General features: G+C 61.5%; 20 protein-coding genes. 10 read left to right on the top strand and 10 right to left on the bottom strand.

Features of this window, described 5'->3' with window-relative positions:
* Positions 1-6: 6 nt before the first annotated feature.
* A complete protein-coding gene (locus tag V1290_RS07265) occupies positions 7-1,884 on the top strand; it encodes a flagellar protein (protein ID WP_334363744.1) in 1,878 nt (625 codons plus the stop codon).
* Positions 1,885-1,956: 72 nt separating this feature from the next.
* On the opposite strand, the gene flbT is transcribed toward V1290_RS07265, so the two are convergent.
* Positions 1,957-2,385, bottom strand: a complete 429-nt coding sequence (flbT, locus tag V1290_RS07260; RefSeq protein ID WP_334363743.1) for a flagellar biosynthesis repressor FlbT — start codon at positions 2,383-2,385, stop codon at positions 1,957-1,959.
* A gap of 119 nt (positions 2,386-2,504) precedes the next feature.
* Here flbT and V1290_RS07255 point away from each other — a divergent pair, with 119 nt between their 5' ends.
* The 3 genes from V1290_RS07255 to V1290_RS07245 all read left to right on the top strand — a co-directional run bounded on the left by V1290_RS07255 (position 2,505) and on the right by V1290_RS07245 (position 3,709).
* A complete protein-coding gene (locus V1290_RS07255) occupies positions 2,505-2,810 on the top strand; it encodes a hypothetical protein (RefSeq protein WP_334363742.1) in 306 nt (101 codons plus the stop codon).
* 150 nt (positions 2,811-2,960) lie between these two features.
* Entirely contained in the window at positions 2,961-3,326 is a 366-nt protein-coding gene (flaF, locus tag V1290_RS07250; RefSeq protein ID WP_057843972.1) for a flagellar biosynthesis regulator FlaF, read from the top strand.
* Between the two features lie 17 nt (positions 3,327-3,343).
* Positions 3,344-3,709 (top strand): hypothetical protein, encoded by a 366-nt coding sequence (locus V1290_RS07245; RefSeq protein WP_334363741.1) that lies wholly within the window; start codon positions 3,344-3,346, stop codon positions 3,707-3,709.
* Positions 3,710-3,719: 10 nt separating this feature from the next.
* On the opposite strand, the gene V1290_RS07240 is transcribed toward V1290_RS07245, so the two are convergent.
* The 4 genes from V1290_RS07240 to V1290_RS07225 all read right to left on the bottom strand — a co-directional run bounded on the left by V1290_RS07240 (position 3,720) and on the right by V1290_RS07225 (position 6,244).
* The gene (locus V1290_RS07240) at positions 3,720-4,100 is read right to left on the bottom strand and encodes a hypothetical protein (RefSeq protein WP_334363740.1); all 381 of its coding nucleotides are present in this window, start codon (positions 4,098-4,100) and stop codon (positions 3,720-3,722) included.
* A 158-nt stretch (positions 4,101-4,258) separates the two neighbouring features.
* The gene (locus tag V1290_RS07235; RefSeq protein WP_334363738.1) at positions 4,259-4,756 is read right to left on the bottom strand and encodes a hypothetical protein; all 498 of its coding nucleotides are present in this window, start codon (positions 4,754-4,756) and stop codon (positions 4,259-4,261) included.
* Between the two features lie 19 nt (positions 4,757-4,775).
* Complete coding sequence (gene flgJ, locus V1290_RS07230; RefSeq protein ID WP_334363737.1) at positions 4,776-5,114, bottom strand: flagellar assembly peptidoglycan hydrolase FlgJ; 339 nt, start codon at positions 5,112-5,114, stop codon at positions 4,776-4,778.
* A complete protein-coding gene (locus V1290_RS07225) occupies positions 5,114-6,244 on the bottom strand; it encodes a flagellar basal body P-ring protein FlgI (RefSeq protein ID WP_334363736.1) in 1,131 nt (376 codons plus the stop codon). Before V1290_RS07225 ends, flgJ begins: the two co-directional genes overlap by 1 nt.
* Before the next feature lie 266 nt (positions 6,245-6,510).
* Between V1290_RS07225 and V1290_RS07220 the strand changes: the two genes are divergently transcribed.
* Complete coding sequence (locus V1290_RS07220; RefSeq protein ID WP_028348621.1) at positions 6,511-6,924, top strand: flagellar assembly protein FliX; 414 nt, start codon at positions 6,511-6,513, stop codon at positions 6,922-6,924.
* 190 nt (positions 6,925-7,114) lie between these two features.
* Here V1290_RS07220 and V1290_RS07215 read toward each other — a convergent pair whose 3' ends face one another.
* A complete protein-coding gene (locus V1290_RS07215; protein ID WP_057843965.1) occupies positions 7,115-7,501 on the bottom strand; it encodes a winged helix-turn-helix transcriptional regulator in 387 nt (128 codons plus the stop codon).
* A gap of 114 nt (positions 7,502-7,615) precedes the next feature.
* Here V1290_RS07215 and V1290_RS07210 point away from each other — a divergent pair, with 114 nt between their 5' ends.
* The 4 genes from V1290_RS07210 to V1290_RS07195 all read left to right on the top strand — a co-directional run bounded on the left by V1290_RS07210 (position 7,616) and on the right by V1290_RS07195 (position 10,591).
* A complete protein-coding gene (locus tag V1290_RS07210; RefSeq protein WP_334363734.1) occupies positions 7,616-8,227 on the top strand; it encodes an NAD(P)-dependent oxidoreductase in 612 nt (203 codons plus the stop codon).
* A gap of 199 nt (positions 8,228-8,426) precedes the next feature.
* Entirely contained in the window at positions 8,427-8,792 is a 366-nt protein-coding gene (dksA, locus tag V1290_RS07205; RefSeq protein WP_141686941.1) for an RNA polymerase-binding protein DksA, read from the top strand.
* Positions 8,793-8,860: 68 nt separating this feature from the next.
* Entirely contained in the window at positions 8,861-9,646 is a 786-nt protein-coding gene (locus V1290_RS07200; RefSeq protein ID WP_334363732.1) for a 2-keto-4-pentenoate hydratase, read from the top strand.
* A 132-nt stretch (positions 9,647-9,778) separates the two neighbouring features.
* Positions 9,779-10,591: a hypothetical protein gene (locus tag V1290_RS07195; RefSeq protein ID WP_334363731.1), complete on the top strand. Its 813-nt coding sequence runs from the start codon at positions 9,779-9,781 to the stop codon at positions 10,589-10,591.
* 4 nt (positions 10,592-10,595) lie between these two features.
* Here the strand turns inward: V1290_RS07195 and V1290_RS07190 are convergent, their stop codons facing one another.
* Both V1290_RS07190 and V1290_RS07185 read right to left on the bottom strand, forming a co-directional pair.
* Positions 10,596-10,955, bottom strand: a complete 360-nt coding sequence (locus V1290_RS07190; RefSeq protein ID WP_334363729.1) for a ClpXP protease specificity-enhancing factor SspB — start codon at positions 10,953-10,955, stop codon at positions 10,596-10,598.
* Positions 10,956-12,018: 1,063 nt separating this feature from the next.
* Positions 12,019-12,378, bottom strand: coding sequence for a PRC-barrel domain-containing protein (locus tag V1290_RS07185; RefSeq protein WP_334363728.1), 360 nt, complete (start codon positions 12,376-12,378; stop codon positions 12,019-12,021).
* A 437-nt stretch (positions 12,379-12,815) separates the two neighbouring features.
* On the opposite strand from V1290_RS07185, the gene V1290_RS07180 reads away from it, so the two are divergent.
* Positions 12,816-14,411 (top strand): ATP-binding protein, encoded by a 1,596-nt coding sequence (locus V1290_RS07180; RefSeq protein WP_334363727.1) that lies wholly within the window; start codon positions 12,816-12,818, stop codon positions 14,409-14,411.
* Between the two features lie 188 nt (positions 14,412-14,599).
* On the opposite strand, the gene V1290_RS07175 is transcribed toward V1290_RS07180, so the two are convergent.
* On the bottom strand, positions 14,600-15,343 hold the full coding sequence (locus tag V1290_RS07175) for a C13 family peptidase (protein ID WP_334363726.1): 744 nt from the start codon (positions 15,341-15,343) through the stop codon (positions 14,600-14,602).
* 20 nt (positions 15,344-15,363) lie between these two features.
* Entirely contained in the window at positions 15,364-15,720 is a 357-nt protein-coding gene (locus V1290_RS07170; protein ID WP_334363725.1) for an Mth938-like domain-containing protein, read from the bottom strand.
* Between the last annotated feature and the right edge of the window lies 1 nt (position 15,721).

Genomic DNA, 15,721 nt, shown 5'->3' with positions numbered 1-15,721 from the left:
GGTATCATGTCGATCGATGGCGTTAACGGCAGGACATCCTATATTGGGACCTCGATCCTCAACATCCGCAAGCAGCTCGATGATCTTACGCAGCAGCTCGCCAGCGGCCGGGTCTCGACGACCTACGCCGGGCAGGGGGCCAATCGAGGCTTCGCGCTCAGCCTGCGCGCGCAGGTCAGCAGCATCGACGCGTTCAAGGACACCGCAACCAACGTCAATACAAGGCTCAACGTCGTTAACCTGGCGCTGCAGGGCCTGGTCGACATCGGCACGTCGGTGAAGAGCGCTGCCAGCACATCGACCATCGTGCTCAACGACAACGGTCAGACTTCCGGCCAGATCACGGCGCAGGCCGCGTTCTCGAATGCGGTGTCGCTGCTCAACAGCCAGTCAGGCGACCGCTATCTGTTTTCCGGCCGCACCACCGACACATCAGCGACGGTGCCGGCCGACGTCATGCTCGACGGCGTGGGCACGCAGGCCGGCCTGAAGCAACTGATCAACGAGCGCCGTCAGGCCGATCAGGGCGTCGGCAACATGGCGCATCTGACTGTCTCGTCGCCGCCATTGACGACCACCGTGACCAGCCTCGCCGAGGACGGTTCATCGTTCGGGTTGAAGCTCGGTGCGATCAGCTCATCACTGACCGGGGCGACCGTGACCCAGCCGACCGGCGCGCCGCCGGCCGCCACCGTCGATCTCGGCGCCGTCAATCCGAACAATGGCGACAAGATCACGTTCAACTTCAACCTGCCCGACGGCACCACGGAGTCGATCGCGCTGACCGCGACGACCACCAATCCGCCGCCTGCCGGCTCGTTTCTGATTGGCGTCGATACGGTTGCAACCACCGCGAACATGCAGGCGGCGCTGACTTCTTCGATCCAGACACTGGGCGACACGGCGTTGGTTGCCGCGTCCGCCATCGCGGCGTCGGACAATTTCTTCAATCCGTCCGCAACCGTCACCGGGAGTGCGGTCAACAACCAGGCCGCGGTGCCGGCGCCGATCACCGGTGCCACGCTGCTGTCCGGCCTGGCGGGGACGGACTCGCTGGCTGCGAGCTTTGCGGCCGGCGACACCATCACGGTCAACGGCACGCCGATCACCTTCGTCGCATCGGGAGCGACCGGCAACCAGCTCAACATCACCGACAGCGTTCAGGCCTTGCTGGCCAAGATCGATTCGATCACCGGCACCGGTACCCCGTCGACCGTCACTGGTGGCGTGATTGCGCTGCATGGTGGTGACGGCGCGAGCCTGACGATTTCCAGTTCGAACGCGGCCGCCTTCGCGGCGCTGGGCTTCAGCGCCACGGCGAGCGCAAATCCGGCGCCGCTGCGTGTGAACGGTCCGCCGTTTGCCACCGCCACCAATCTGATCGGCGGCACAACCGCCAACACGGTCTCGTGGTACACCGGCGAAGTCGGCACCGATCCGCCGCGCGGCACGGCGATCGCGCGCATCGACCAGTCCATCACGGTGCAATACGGCGCGCGCGCCAACGAGCAGGCGCTGCGCTACGAGTTGCAGAACATCGCGGTGTATGCAGCGGTCACGACCAATGCCGCCAACCCAAATTCGAAGGCGCAGGTGAACGCGCTGCAACAGCGGATTTCGGCAAACCTGGCGCCGCAGACCGGCCAACAGTCGATTCAGGATATGCAGGCGGAGTTCGCCGGCGCGCAGAACGCCATCAAGGCTTCGACCGACCGCCAGACCCAGCTCAAGGGGATGGCGCAGACCATGCTCGACCAGATCGAGGGCATCAACCAGGACGAAGTGGCGACCAAGATCCTGGCGCTGCAGACTAGTCTGCAGGCCTCGTATCAAACGACATCGATGCTGTACCAGACCACGCTGACCAAGTTCCTGCCGATCTGAAGAAAACTTGTTCGCTTCAAAAGCAAAAGGCCTCCTTCGCGGAGGCCTTTGTACTTTTGAGCGATGCGATGGCTACGCGGATTTGCGATCCGGCTCATTGAGCGATTGCATTTTCCGGGCACTTTCCAGTATCTGCTCTTCATGGCCGATCAATTTCTTCGCTTCCTTCAGCGCGTGGTAAAGATCGCCGTTCAGAGTGCAGTTGTTGATACCCTCGATGAAGAGCCATGCGCTCGGCATTGTCGTGAGGATGTCGCGTACCAGGCTGAAATAGGTTGGATGGTGCGCCATCGGATCCGGTGACAGGTACATGAGCTGTACCGCGAGATAGACCAGCTTGGCCGGCGTGTCGGCGGTCTCTGGTGTGAGGATGTCTTTCTCGCGCAGGATCGGAATCCTGTCGCCGTCGATCAACAGCCTGGCGCGCTGATCGGTATTGGTGATCACGCATGCGCCGATGATGATTCGCTCGTGCGGTTTGAGCTCGACTTTCAAGGCCATGCCTGTTCTCCGTTGACGCTTTCGCGCGTTGTCGATTGCCCGCCGGCAGATTCGCATCCTTCCCGATGATGGTTAACCAATGGTGAACATGCAAATAGTGCCCATTTGGCGGGGCTTTTTTGCCCCTGACCAGTAGGAATACGGAGCAGATTCCAACCCGGCGAATTGATTTCACCGGCGTCAGCTTCAACGCGGCCGGTGTCGGTCTCGCCAACTTCATCGACAACACGGCGACTAACAATGCCGTTGCCAACCCGGCCAGCGCTTCGACGTTGCTTCGCACGCAGGCGTCAGTCTTGGGTGCGATCCTGTCGATCGTGCAGATCCGTCACGAAACTTTTCCGCTCGAGAAGAAAAATCCGGGCATGAAGAAAAGCACCGAAGGTGAGAATTTGGGCTCCGATGTTAATTCCATCAGAACCTGATGGCCGGCATGCTGACGAAAATGTGGATTTCTGCCGGACTACCGACACAATCGGTAACACTTGCTAACCATATTTAAAGGCGCAACCTGTATGAAAGTTGGGCAGTTTTTCTGCAGTCCCGCTGTCAACCGCTCCCATCGAGGTTCGTGAATGTCTAATGCAGCCCAAGCCTACGCGCGTACATCGCAAACGACGACGTCCCCCCGTGAAATTGAAGCGCAGGCACTGCTGAAGGCCGCACGACAACTCCAGGAAGTCCAGTCCAACTGGAATGGCCCTGATAAGGCCATGCACAACGCGTTGCTGTTCAACCGCCGGCTCTGGTCGATCTTCATGAGCGCCGTGGAAGCGAACGAGAACCCTCAACCGATCGAAGTGCGGCAGAACATCGCGAACATCGGCGTCTTCGTGATGAAGCAGACTGTCGACATGCAAATGAACCCGGATCCGGCCAAGTTGAAGTCGCTGATCGACATCAATTGCAATCTCGCCGCCGGCCTCTCCGGCCGCAGCTAACGGCCGAGTGTGCCAAGATGGCTGACCTCTGGAGCATCATATCGGCCAACTACAAGACGGTGGGACTGACCGTTCCGTCCAAGACTCCGTACGTGGCGGTCGATCCCAAGCTCTATGAAGGCACCTGGACCGGGAAGTATCCTGACAACAAGACGTTCAAGTTCACGATCTCGAACGTCACCGGCTTTCGCGCCAAGGTGCAGTACCAGAGCGGCGGCACCAATAAATTCCAGGAAGTTCTGATCAAGGATCTTTCGTTCCGGATCGGTGACACCAAGTTTACGCTCACCGCGCTTGGCAAGGCGGAGATCAAGAACGTCGTCACCGATGCGGCGAGCGGCCAGACCTATCTCGACCAGGCCTACGCCGCACGCTCCAGCTGAAGAAGTCGGCTCACGCCTTGCGGTCGGTTACGAGAAGCCGCGTCGGGGCGTCCTTGGTCAGGTCGAGCGTGTAGAAATAGGCCCGCCGGCGCAGCACGGCTTCCTCGGGAAACTGCTTCACGACCTGGCTCGTCTTGACGTCGACTACCTGATAGACCACGGCGCGCGCATCGCGGTCGATCACGACCTGGTTCGATACCGCTGGATTTGAAATAGAGACGCGGACCGCGGCGGAATCGATGCTGGCGCGCGCGCTTGAGTCGACTGCCGAGACGCTCTGGCTCGCCGGCAGTTCGGTTGCGACCGCATGTTGTGCCGCCTCGCTCACGTGCTGAACGATCGGCGCGGCAACCGGTGCCCCCACCGGTTTGATGTTGAAATCTGTACTCATGGCAGCCTCCAGGCTTGCTGCGAGTCAAATCCAACCCCTCATCGATCGCAATATAGCCGGGCACCTCTCAACACGGTGTTAGGGAATACGCTGAATCCCGCTTTGATGCGGGCGCGCAAATTTAGTGAAAATTGTAGCAGACCGAAGATCGCGATCGCTTACAGCGAACGGCTGACCGAGAGCGGGGTGATGTTGCGCGGTCCCGGCGCGGCCCGTTGTCCCGAAGCCGTATAGGTATTCGGAATGTTCTTGCGCTGGATCTCGGCGTTGACGCCGCGCACGATGCCCTCCGACACCGCGTGCGCGGTCGCAAGCACGGTGAGATTGATCTGCAGCATCGCGCGGAAGGTGTCGTGATGGCGGCGCAACGTCGTCAGCAATTCCGGCGATACCTGCGCCAGATATTTTTGCGCGTTCTTCAGATTCTCGACCGCGACCATGTAGCGGCGTGACAGCTCGCCCTTTTGCTCTTCCAGCCGTATCGCCTCACGCACGTTGCCGGCGCGAACCAGTTCGGTTTCGCGCTCGATGATGCCGAGCAGCCCGCTCATCACGTCCATCAGTTCTTCCGCGAGCTTGCGCGCCTCGGTTGGCGTGGAGATCGCTCTTGCTGGCGCGGGGGCCGGTGCGGGCCTGGCCTGAGGATGCTGATTCATGTCGGGGGGTTCCTTTGGATCAGCCGACGCGGTTGGCTTGCTGGAGGATCAAGGTGCGGAAGACATCGTTGGAGATGCCGATGCCGCCGGACTTGGCGAAGGATTTCGAATACTGGTCCGTCAGCATCGAGCGCCAGACGCCGGTGCCGGTCGTGTCACCGTACGGTCCTTCGCCTTTGACGCCGGTGGTCATCTGCGAAAACATCGAGTTGAGGAACATCGCCTCGAAATCCTCGGCCTTGGCGCGCGTCTTTTTCTGCGCTTCCGGCGAAATCTTGGTCAGGGCGTCGGCAAGCAGCGGGTCCTTGCGGCCGTTGATCAGCGAGGTTTTGTCGTAGGGATTGGCGATGCCGTTCATCACATCACCTCGATGTCGGCCTGGATCGCGCCGGCGGCCTTGATCGCCTGCAGGATGCCGATCAGGTCGCGTGGGCCGATGCCGAGACCATTTAGGCCGTCGACGAGTTGCTGCAGCGAGACGCCGTCCTTCACGACCGCGAATTTCTTGCCGTCCTCGGAGACGCTGACGCCGGTGCGCGGCGTGACGACAGTTCGGCCGCGCGACAGCGGATTGGGCTGGCTGACCTGCGGGCTTTCGGAAATTGTCACGGTAAGATTGCCTTGCGCCACCGCCACGGTGGCGACGCGAACGTCCCGCCCCATCACGATGATGCCGGAACGTTCGTCGATGACGATCTTGGCGGCGAGGTCGGGATCGACCTGCAATTGCTCGATCTCGGTGAGAAAAGCGACGACGTTGCCCTTGAATTCGGCGGGGATCGCCAACTGCACCGTGGAGGGGTCGATTGGCTCGGCGGTCTTGACGCCGAGGAAGTCGTTGACAGCCGCCGCGATGCGTTTGGCGGTGGTGAAGTCGGCGTTGCGCAGCGCGAGCCGCACATTCGGCAGGCGATTGAGCGCGAACTCGATCTCGCGCTCGATGATGGCGCCGTTGGCGATGCGGCCGACGGTGGGCACGCCGCGCACGATCTTGGCGGCCTCGCCTTCGGCCTGGAAACCGGAGATAGCCAGCGAGCCCTGGGCTACCGCGTAGACGTTGCCGTCGGCGCCGAGCAGGGGGGTGACGAGCAGGGTGCCGCCCTGCAAATTCTTGGCGTCGCCGAGCGCGGAGACCGTGACGTCCATCCGCGTGCCCTGGGTGCCGAAGGCCGGCAGATTGCCGGTGACCATGACGGCGGCGACGTTGCCGGTGCGGATGGTGGCGCCGCGGATGTTGACGCCCATGCGTTCCAGCATCGCCTGCAGCGACTGCTTGGTGAACGGGATGTTGTTCAGCGTGTCGCCGGTGCCGTTGAGGCCGACGACGAGGCCGTAGCCGATCAACTGATTCTGTCGCACGCCTTCGATATTGGCGAGATCCTTGATCCGCGACGTTGCGCCCGCGGATGAGGGCGTTAGCGCCAGCGCGAACGCCAACAGCGCGGCGCAGGCCACCCAAATCACTCTTGCCGAACGGATGCCGGGCATCCTGTGCTCCCCTCGAGGTCTTCCACCGGACCGCAGGCGCCACTCCCATGACGACGGTCCGGCATTAACTATGCGAGCGCCATGCCACACTCCGTTTCCGATGCAATGCATTGATATTGCTGGGTCTTCGTTGGAGGCGCGAGGTTGCGGCGGCTTCACCACAATGGGCGAAACTGCCGCATGTCGGCAGAATTTGCCGGGCCGTTTACGCGTCATTAACCATAAGAAGGCGAAGGTCGCTCCATTCTCAGGGCGAGATCACCACGATGCGCATCTACGGACCGAACGGCACCACGCTTGGATCGCCCGCAAGTCATACGCGGCGAACCAGTTCGACCGGCTTCTCGTTGCCGGAGACGCCGACCACGCCCGAGGAGCCGCGCGCGGCTGTAGCGCCCAAAGCCGCCGGCAACATCGACGCGCTGCTCGCCCTGCAGGGCGTCGAGGATCCGACGGAGCGCCGCAAGCGTTCGGTGGCACGGGGCAGGGGCGCGCTCGACGTGCTCGACGAACTCAAGATCGGCCTGCTCTCCGGCAATCTCGATGCTTCCACGGTGAACCGGCTGCGCGATGCCGCTGCCAATCTGAAGTCGTCCTCCGGCGATCCCGGCCTCGATGCGGTGCTGGCCGAGATCGAGCTGCGTGTTGAAGTCGAACTGGCAAAGGCCGGGCGGTTCTAGCCTCTGATGTCATTGCCCGGCTTGCCGCCTCCGCTAAAGCTTCGGCGCGCCAACACATGAAAGCCTCGGCGTAGCCTTGGCGTAGCCGGGACCGGGCAACCCAGTATTCCAGAGGCGTTCGTGCTCGATCGAAATGCCGCGGCGTACTGGATGCCCCGCTTGAAGCGGGGCATGACGGCGGTGGATTGATTCACGCCGCCATATCCTTGCGCGCCGCGTCATAACGGCGCTGCGCGTTCAGCACCTCCTTCAGGTTCTTCTCCGCCCAGTCTCGCAACGGATCGACCGCGTCGGCGAGCGTCGCGCCGAGCGGTGTGATCGAATACTCCACCGTGACCGGCACGGTCGCGATCGCGCGGCGTTTGATTAATCCGTCGCGTTCGAGCGATTTGAGAACCTGGCTCAGCATCTTCTGCGAGATGCCTTCAATGGTGCGGCGTAACGCATTGAAGCGCATCGGCTCGTGCCTGATGAGAAGCAAGATGAGTACGGCCCATTTGTCACCGACGCGATCGAGAATCTGCCGCGTCGGGCATTGAGCCGAATAGGCGTTCGGGGTTTTGGCGCTGGCTTTCACGGCGGTTACTCCGGCGTAATCAGGTGACCCAAAAGTGCTCTCTTAACACTTACAGTCATTTCGCTATCTAGTCACCATTGGATACCACATTCGCGTATCGCAAGGGAGACCTCCATGAAAATCGCCGTCATCGGCGCGTCCGGCAATGCCGGTTCGCGCATCACCGCCGAACTCGCCCGCCGCGGCCACACCGTGACCGCCATCGCCCGCCATCCCGAAAAGATCGCCGCCCAGGCCAATGTCACGCCCACCGCAGGCGATGCCATGGACCAGGCGGAACTGGCCCGGCTGCTTGCCGGTCATGATGCCGCGATCAGTTCGATCCACTTTCTCGCCAGCGACCCGGCCAAGCTGATCGGCGCTGCCAAGGATTCGAAGGTTGGCCGCTACCTCGTGGTCGGGGGCGCCGGCAGTCTTGAAGTGGCTCCGGGCGTTCGGCTGGTCACTACCCCGGGTTTTCCCGTGGCATACAAGGCGGAAGCCGAGAAGGGCGCCGCCTTCCTCGATCTGCTCCGGGCCGAAAAGGAACTCAACTGGACCTTCCTGTCGCCCTCGGCCCTGTTCACCGCCGGCGAGCGAACTGGCAAGTTCCGCCTCGGGACCGACCAGCTTTTGACCGCTGCCGACGGCAAAAGTTCGATTTCCTTCGAGGATTTCGCAGTTGCACTCGCCGACGAGATCGAGCGTCCCGCCCATATCCGCCAGCGCTTCACAGTCGGCTACTAGCGCCAGGCGGTCCCGATAACTTTGCCTGTGCAAGGCCTTGGGGGAGGTACCCCCAAGGAGACGGCTCATATTGTCTGTCACAACCTGCCGCTATATAAGGCCCGCGCGGACGGACAATTTTCCGCCCCGCCTTGCACGCGAAGATGGGCTGGCCTTGGAAAAGTTGAAGAATTATCGACCCTCCGAAAAAGAGCCTTTCATGAACGATCGCCAGCGCGAGTATTTTCGCGCCAAGCTGCTGGCGTGGAAGGACGAGATCCTGAGGGAATCGAAGATCACACTGCAGACACTTCAGGAAGAGAACGTCAATCATCCGGATCTCGCTGATCGCGCCTCTTCCGAAACCGATCGCGCCATCGAACTGCGCGCCCGCGACCGCCAGCGCAAATTGATCTCCAAGATCGACGCGGCGCTGCAACGCATCGAGGACAACACCTACGGCTATTGCGAGGAGACCGGCGAACCGATCTCGCTCAAGCGGCTGGAGGCCCGTCCCATTGCAACGCTGTCGGTGGAAGCGCAGGAACGTCACGAGAAGCGCGAGAAGGTTTATCGGGACGAATAGGCAGGGCCTGGCGGCTGACCGCGAGGGGCGGTCAGCGCAACAGGCTGCAACCATGAAAGCCGCCGCTGATGGACAAGATTCTCGCGGCCGCACAGAACATCGCTACCGCCCGCCGCAATCGCGCGCCGCTGGCCGCGCTGCCGCCTGAGCTAGCGCCTGCAGATGAAGCCGAAGGCTATCAGATCCAACGCGCCGTCCACGATCTGCTGCTGCCGCAGACCGGCGCGCTGGTCGGCTACAAGATCGGCTGCACCAGCCCGGTGATGCAGGAATATCTCGACATTCCCCATCCTTGCGGCGGTGGCGTGTTCGCCAAGGGCGTGCATGACTCCGGTGCCAAGCTGCGCTTCGGCGATTACGTCCGCGTCGGCGTCGAATGCGAGATCGCGGTGCGGCTGGCACGTAGTCTCGCGCCGTCAGAAGCCCCGTTCACCGCGGAGTGGGTGATGGAGGCAATCGAGGCGTATCACCCAGCAATCGAGATCGTCGACGACCGGTACGTCAAATGGGAGACGATGGGCGCGCCGACGCTGGTCGCGGACGATTTCTTCGCTGCAGGCTGCGTGCTTGGCAAGGCGGTGGCGCGCACCAAGGCGCCGGACCTGCTCACGGCCAAGGGCCGTGCCCTCGTCAACGGCAAGGAGGTGGGCCGCGGCACCGGCGCCGACGTGCTCGGCCATCCCCACAACGCGCTGGCCTGGCTTGCCAATCATCTCGCCGAAGAAGGCACGGGGCTGCATGCCGGGCAGATCGTTCTCACCGGCAGCCTTTTGAAAACCGTGTGGCTCGACCAGGGCGATGCCGTGAAGATGGAGTTGGAGGGGCTGGGGACGGTAACCGCGACTCTTGCGTAGATCTCGTAGCGTGGGCAAAGGCGCGCTTGCGCCGTGCCCACCTTTTTTGTGTCGGTGGGTACGCGGAGCCTGTCATCGGGCGCGCGTTCGCGCGACCCGTTGGCTTTGCCCCCTGCGGTCGGAGTGAGAGTGATGGCTGAGAGCGTTCCGTCGGTTCTCGAATCCGAGGCGAGAGGCGAAATCGCAGACATCTATGCCGACATCCGCAAGGTGCTCGGCACCAGCGTGGTCAACCTGATCTGGCGCAACCTCGCGACCATGCCGGGCGCGCTGGAATGGACGTGGGCGACGGTGCGACCGCTCTATCTCGGCGACGCGCCATTGCATGCCGAAGCTGTCAGGCGAACGATCGCGCTGCCGGATTGGCCCGGCTTCTCCATCGACACCTTGCTCGCCGTAGGCGTGGACGAGACCGAGCGCGCGCTGATTCGTGACGTGCTCGACAGCTATCAGTATACCAATGCGCTCGCGCTCGTCGTGCTCTCGGCGTTGCTGGCGCATTATGAGCCGTGTCCGGCCAATGTCGTGAGCCCCGTCGATACAGCGCCAACGGCGCCCGGCACCAAAATTCCGGAACTGCCGCCGATGGAGGCGCTGGACCCCGAGGTGGCGACGCTGGTCGCCGAATTGAATACGTTCGGCGAGGACACCCAGCCGCAACTGATTGCGAGTATGTACCGGCATCTGGCGTACTGGCCGTCCTATCTAGCCCTGGTGCGAACGATGCTGGCGCCACTGCAGCGGGAAGGGCGACTGAACGCGCTGACGCTTTCGACTCGCGCGCTCGGGCACGCGCATGGTGCGACTCTCGCAAAGCAACTGAAGCCGCCGGCGCCGCCGGACACGCTGAAGGGCGCTATCGCTTCCTGCCGCCTGTTCGTCGAACACCCGATCGCACGGATGACAGGGCTCTGCGCCCTGATCCGGCGCGCGACGCCGGAGTGAGGCATCAGCCGTCGGAGCACTTCAGCTCGGACTTATCCCAGAATGATTTGATTGCATTGAAGGGGACGGTGACCCGTTCACGAGCCCCCCTTAGTCGTAGCAGGACATCGAAGCGGTCATCCTTTACGTTCAACTGCTCGAAGTCATTCTGCAGGATGATGGTCATATCGTCGGGATATTTCGTCTTGAGGCCGATCGATAGTTTCACGCCGTCAGCACCGGTGCGAAACGTGAGATTGACCGGCCGCTGCTCCGAGGCGAGGCGGAGCGTCTCGGCAATCTTGGAGCGCGCCGTCGGCTTGCTGCACGGCTCGGCGAATGCAGGCGAGGCCGGAATCAGGATCACGAGGAAGAGAAGCAGCATGGCCCCACAAGAAATGGTCACACCCCGCACTTGCGGGGTAGCCAGTACGCCGCGACCTGTCGTTTCCATCACTGCGGTCTCTGGAATACTCGATCGCCTGCTTCTCGGGCGAATGACAATTGGGTGTGTGCTCGCGTCCCCGCGGCTTGCCGGGTCATGCTAACGGGTTCCCTCAAAAAAGAAAGAGGGAGCGGGAGCGCCAGATGCCCGCAGCACCCGCCATCCGTGTGTATTGGTAGTAAGCATACGGTAATCATCGCAGGGTGTGCCGATCACCGGCGCTGCCCTGCGCAATGAGTCTACCCGGCTTATATCGTGCTTTCCCCGGCCGTCTCCCCGGCCATGGATCCATTGCCATCGTCGCCGGCGAATTAATTAATGGTTAATCAAAACTTTGCCGGGCTCGAAGAACCTTCGCCGCTCGTCCGCGCGGTTGCTCGCTCCGTTGATGTCGCCCTGCGACAAACTTGCGCACCCCGAGGTGCTGCTACCGGCGGAGCCGCCATGAAGAACGGCGCAATCGGCACCACGACCAGCAACTCCAGGCCCTCATCCAAGAACGCCGGTACGCAGGGCGCGGAGACCGCAGGCGCCGTGGACAAGAAGGGCGATGCTACTTTCTCCCGCGGGAACCATGAAGAAGTAACGTTCGGGCGGGGAACGATTCCTGGTCGGGAAAATTATGCAATCGTGTTTTTGGACACGAGGCAACCCTTCAGGCTCTGGCGCAATCTTCCCCCGAGAGGCGCTGGGGCCTGCTTTTTGGCTGACCAGTGGCCGATTCCACGCCGAGCGCTGTTTGATCGAGTTGTTTGGCAAGCCGTATCGTTGTCACAGGCTGATGACGTACGCGCTCATCGCCAGCAAAACGGCGACGCTGACAGCGATAACGATCAAGAAGAATTTTCCCATTGCTCCGCCTTTCGCAGATCACAACGCAAGGCAGCAGGAATAGTTCTCCGCTGACAGGCGAACGCTGGCTTCTGCGTTCGCGTTCGCCCCTGCCAAGCGAAAGAGGCCCGCCATCAAGGCGGGCCTTTCGGAGGTTAGGGCGTAACCGCGATTACATCGCGATCCCGTAGTAGTCGTTGACGGCGCGGGTCCGGGTCGGATCGCTCCAGTTCCACGCGTTGTCGCTGCCGTAATGCGGCGCGCTCTTGAGCTGCGCTTCCGTCACGCCGGTGACGTAGCCGCCGAGCGAGGTATCGTATTTCAGCGATTGCCAGGGTAGCGGATAGTGGTCGTCGCCGATGCCGAGAAAGCCGCCGAAGGAGAGCACGGCGTAGGACACTCTGCCGCTCTTCTTGTCAATCATGACGCGCTCGATCGAGCCGATCTTATTGCGATCGGCGCCATAGACGGCAGTTCCCTCGACCTTGTCGCTGCCGATCAGGTTGCCGGTTTCGTTTGCCTCCAGTGCCATGGGATTCTCCTCCGGCTAGATGGATGAACGAAAAACGAGGGGCGGGAGGAGACGTTCCGGAGTGCGGCAGCTACCCATCGACGCATCGATGTGGATGCGGCGCGTCCAGCCGCATGTCGGTTTGCCCACGAAATCGGCATCAGTTGGTCTGGCAGACATGTCCGCTAAAGGCCACTGACATCCGAGGCTTGGCCGGCACGCCCAGCGGAGGGCCGTTCCGAAAGCCAATCTGTTGAGCCTCGACGAAACCTCCGCCTGGTTGTTCCCGGGAATGCAACATGCGGGTTTGATGGCTCTCGTGCGGGCGCAGCAACATTCGCCGAGGTCAGCGCTGCGCTTGTGCGGGTGGCGAAAAACCTGAATAATTTCCATCGCTCCGACGGACGGATCGGAGGATTGCGGTTGCATGCTTGCAGCCGCTTGTTGGAGCTATCCACATGTCGACGCTCACCGCGCACGGCGCGTGCTTATTGTGGAAGCCGGAACTGATCTGGCTGAATGTCATTTCCGACGCGATACTCGCCGGCGCCTTCTTTGCTACGGCGTTCGTCCTCGCGTTCTTCGTGTGGCGGCGCCACCATGAGCTGATGTTTCGGGGCGTATTCTTGACATTCGCGATCTTCGTCGCGGTCTGCGGAGTGACCCGCCTGCTGTCGATCTACACCGTGTGGGTGCCGGCTTATGAAATCGAGGCCCTGACCAAAGCTTTGCTGGCGCTGATCTCCGTCGTGATCGCGGCAGCACTACTGCTGCTGCTGCCGCGGATCCTGGTGCTGCCCACGCGCATCCAGCTTGCGAGTGCCTATGCGGCACTTGAGGAGGAAGTCAGGCAACGCCGCGAAGCTGAGGCCATGGTCAGGCGCTTTGAGGAGAAAGAGGCGACCGAATCCAAGGTCCGGCAAGCGCAGAGGATGGAAGCCATCGGCCAGCTCACCGGTGGCGTCGCCCACGACTTCAACAACATTCTGACTGTGATCACCGGGACCATCGAGATCCTCAGCGATGCGGTCAAGGATCGTCCACATCTCGCTCAGATCACCAATCTGATTAGCGGAGCCGCAGCAAGGGGAGCTGAGCTGACGAAGCATCTGTTGGCCTTCTCCCGTAGACAGCCGCTGCAGCCGCGCAATACCGACGTCAACGCGTTGGTGATCGATGCAGCGAGTCTGCTACGGCCGACCCTCGGCGAACACATCGAAATTGAATCGATGCTGGCGCACGATTCCGCGCCGGCTCTGATTGATCCCAGTCAGCTCTCGACCGCGATCCTGAATCTCGCCCTAAATGCGCGTGACGCCATGTCTAACGGCGGGAAGCTAACGTTAGAAACCAAGAATGTGGTGCTCGACGAGAACTACGCTCGCGTGAACAGCGAGGTTAGACCGGGCAACTACGTCATGATTGCAGTAAGTGACACGGGGGACGGAATCCCCAGCAGCCTGCTCGAAAAGGTGTTTGAACCATTCTTTACCACCAAGGAGGCCGGGAAGGGATCAGGGCTCGGCCTCAGCATGGTCTATGGCTTCGTTAAACAGTCGAATGGACACATCAAGATCTACAGCGAAGAGGGCCACGGCACGACCGTGAAGCTGTACCTGCCGCAGGCCACGGGTGGTGGCCCGGAGGCACCAGCCGGCGAGACTGGCGGGTATGCGGGCGAACACAGCGATGAGTCTATCTTGATTGTCGAGGACGACCCGCTGGTTCGCGAATACGTCGTGGCGCAGATCACCCGTTTCGGGTTCCACGCGCTCGCGGCCGGCAATGCTGCCGAGGCGCTGGCAATCATCGATGGACCCGAACGCATTGACCTGCTGTTCACTGACGTAATGCTCCCCGGTGGAATGAATGGCCGCCAGCTCGCGACCGAGGGGGTCAAAAGACGCCCAGGGCTCAAAGTGCTTTATACCTCTGGCTATGCGGAGAATGCCCTTGTACATCACGGCCGTCTCGATGCTGGCGTGCTGCTGCTGCCGAAGCCTTACCTCAGCGCCGATCTCGCGCGGATGCTTCTAACCGCGCTGGCATCGTGAGTTCTTCTGGATGAGCAGGCGTTTCCTTCTCAAGGAGTGGCGTAAGGCGCATCCGACACCGGACCAGGCATTAATCGAGAGAATCTCGGCTCGGGGCCAGTGCCAGACATGCGGCGCATTTCGGTCAGTAGATCAATACGGACGAGGTTCTTCGGCAGACAGGCGTCGGCCGCGAAGGCGACCGGCGCTCAAGGACGCGCAATGAGCAACGGGTGCACGTTTTCGCCGCCTGCCATTAGGGGATTCGACGGCTCGAAACGCTCGCGCACTTCTCGCTTTTTGACGAGCGAGCGCGCAACAACAAAGGCGTCCTTCAGGCTCTTAGCCTGCCGGAGTGCTATATTGAAAAAGGCGTTGCCGAAATAGGTCCACTTGGCTTTGTCCCGGCAGCCGAACGATGGATGGTCGGCATCGGCCGCGGTGATTACCAGCGTATCAGGGTTCGCGAGACGAGGGATAAAGACCCCGGAATAGCAGGCCGAGATGACCAGCACCTTGTATCGCATGCCAGTCCGCGCCAGCATGTAGGCGAGATTGGACGGAGTGAGCGTTTGCGTAACCCGCCCCGCTTTGATTGCAAGGCCGGCGCGGGAACCGTGCGAGGTGAGAATCAAAAACAGAATGTCGTTGTCGGCGTCCATCCCGTTGGCCGCCGCTTGCAAGGACATGGCCAGGCCTTCGATCGTTGCACCTCCGCCCTTCTTCGAATTGTATTGCACGTTGATCGGGGCGTTCCCGAAACGGCCCGCTACGACCCGTGCCGCGCCGGTCGCCTCGCTTCTAAACACGCCTTGATCGCCGAAAAGACCGAAGGACACCACGCTCATCTTGCGAGCATCCTCAACGGCGTGCACGGTCGAAACCGACGACGCAACGGTCAAAACAAGAGCGATGAGCGGGGCGCCGATCCGGCTGATCCAACGTGGATTCACGGTTTCACCAGGGCATTTCTTCAACAGGTCACGTGAAAGAGGCCGATTCTCTTTGCGCGCGACCGGTTGAACATCCGTATTGCCTCGGGTGTCGGCTTCAACACGACCTCGCAGCCCTTTCTTTCGAAATAAGCTTCAGCTTCCGGCGATAGGTGCACGTTACCCATCTGACCCGAGCCAATCACGACCTGGTCGCACCCCTTCTCGAAGAGAAACTTTGCCTCGTCTTTTGAAAGCACGTGCGAGGTACCATACAGCTTCTTTGATAGCTTCTTTTTCCGCTTCACAACTTCGCCGGAAAGGCGAACGACCACGTCGTGCTCATACGTCCTTCCGTCAATCGTAATCGCGCCAAATATCGTGCTGTCAATCTTCATC

The organism is Bradyrhizobium sp. AZCC 1578 (assembly GCF_036924675.1).
Classification (GTDB): domain Bacteria; phylum Pseudomonadota; class Alphaproteobacteria; order Rhizobiales; family Xanthobacteraceae; genus Bradyrhizobium.
The sequence above is the reverse complement of the archived record's forward strand: the minus strand, read 5'-3'. Positions and strand labels throughout refer to the sequence as shown.

Bases quoted from the DNA above. Each gene is read 5' to 3' on its own strand.
- dksA (WP_141686941.1), top strand. From the start codon at position 8,427: ATGAACGATCGCCAGCGCGAGTATTTTCGCGCCAAGCTGCTGGCGTGG.
- V1290_RS07195 (WP_334363731.1), top strand. From the start codon at position 9,779: ATGGCTGAGAGCGTTCCGTCGGTTCTCGAATCCGAGGCGAGAGGCGAA.
- V1290_RS07190 (WP_334363729.1), bottom strand. From the start codon at position 10,955: ATGCTGCTTCTCTTCCTCGTGATCCTGATTCCGGCCTCGCCTGCATTC.
- V1290_RS07235 (WP_334363738.1), bottom strand. From the start codon at position 4,756: ATGAATCAGCATCCTCAGGCCAGGCCCGCACCGGCCCCCGCGCCAGCA.
- V1290_RS07210 (WP_334363734.1), top strand. From the start codon at position 7,616: ATGAAAATCGCCGTCATCGGCGCGTCCGGCAATGCCGGTTCGCGCATC.
- flbT (WP_334363743.1), bottom strand. From the start codon at position 2,385: ATGGCCTTGAAAGTCGAGCTCAAACCGCACGAGCGAATCATCATCGGC.
- V1290_RS07180 (WP_334363727.1), top strand. From the start codon at position 12,816: ATGTCGACGCTCACCGCGCACGGCGCGTGCTTATTGTGGAAGCCGGAA.
- V1290_RS07200 (WP_334363732.1), top strand. From the start codon at position 8,861: ATGGACAAGATTCTCGCGGCCGCACAGAACATCGCTACCGCCCGCCGC.
- V1290_RS07170 (WP_334363725.1), bottom strand. From the start codon at position 15,720: ATGAAGATTGACAGCACGATATTTGGCGCGATTACGATTGACGGAAGG.
- flaF (WP_057843972.1), top strand. From the start codon at position 2,961: ATGTCTAATGCAGCCCAAGCCTACGCGCGTACATCGCAAACGACGACG.
- V1290_RS07240 (WP_334363740.1), bottom strand. From the start codon at position 4,100: ATGAGTACAGATTTCAACATCAAACCGGTGGGGGCACCGGTTGCCGCG.
- V1290_RS07220 (WP_028348621.1), top strand. From the start codon at position 6,511: ATGCGCATCTACGGACCGAACGGCACCACGCTTGGATCGCCCGCAAGT.
- V1290_RS07225 (WP_334363736.1), bottom strand. From the start codon at position 6,244: ATGCCCGGCATCCGTTCGGCAAGAGTGATTTGGGTGGCCTGCGCCGCG.
- V1290_RS07185 (WP_334363728.1), bottom strand. From the start codon at position 12,378: ATGGCACTGGAGGCAAACGAAACCGGCAACCTGATCGGCAGCGACAAG.
- flgJ (WP_334363737.1), bottom strand. From the start codon at position 5,114: ATGAACGGCATCGCCAATCCCTACGACAAAACCTCGCTGATCAACGGC.
- V1290_RS07265 (WP_334363744.1), top strand. From the start codon at position 7: ATGTCGATCGATGGCGTTAACGGCAGGACATCCTATATTGGGACCTCG.
- V1290_RS07245 (WP_334363741.1), top strand. From the start codon at position 3,344: ATGGCTGACCTCTGGAGCATCATATCGGCCAACTACAAGACGGTGGGA.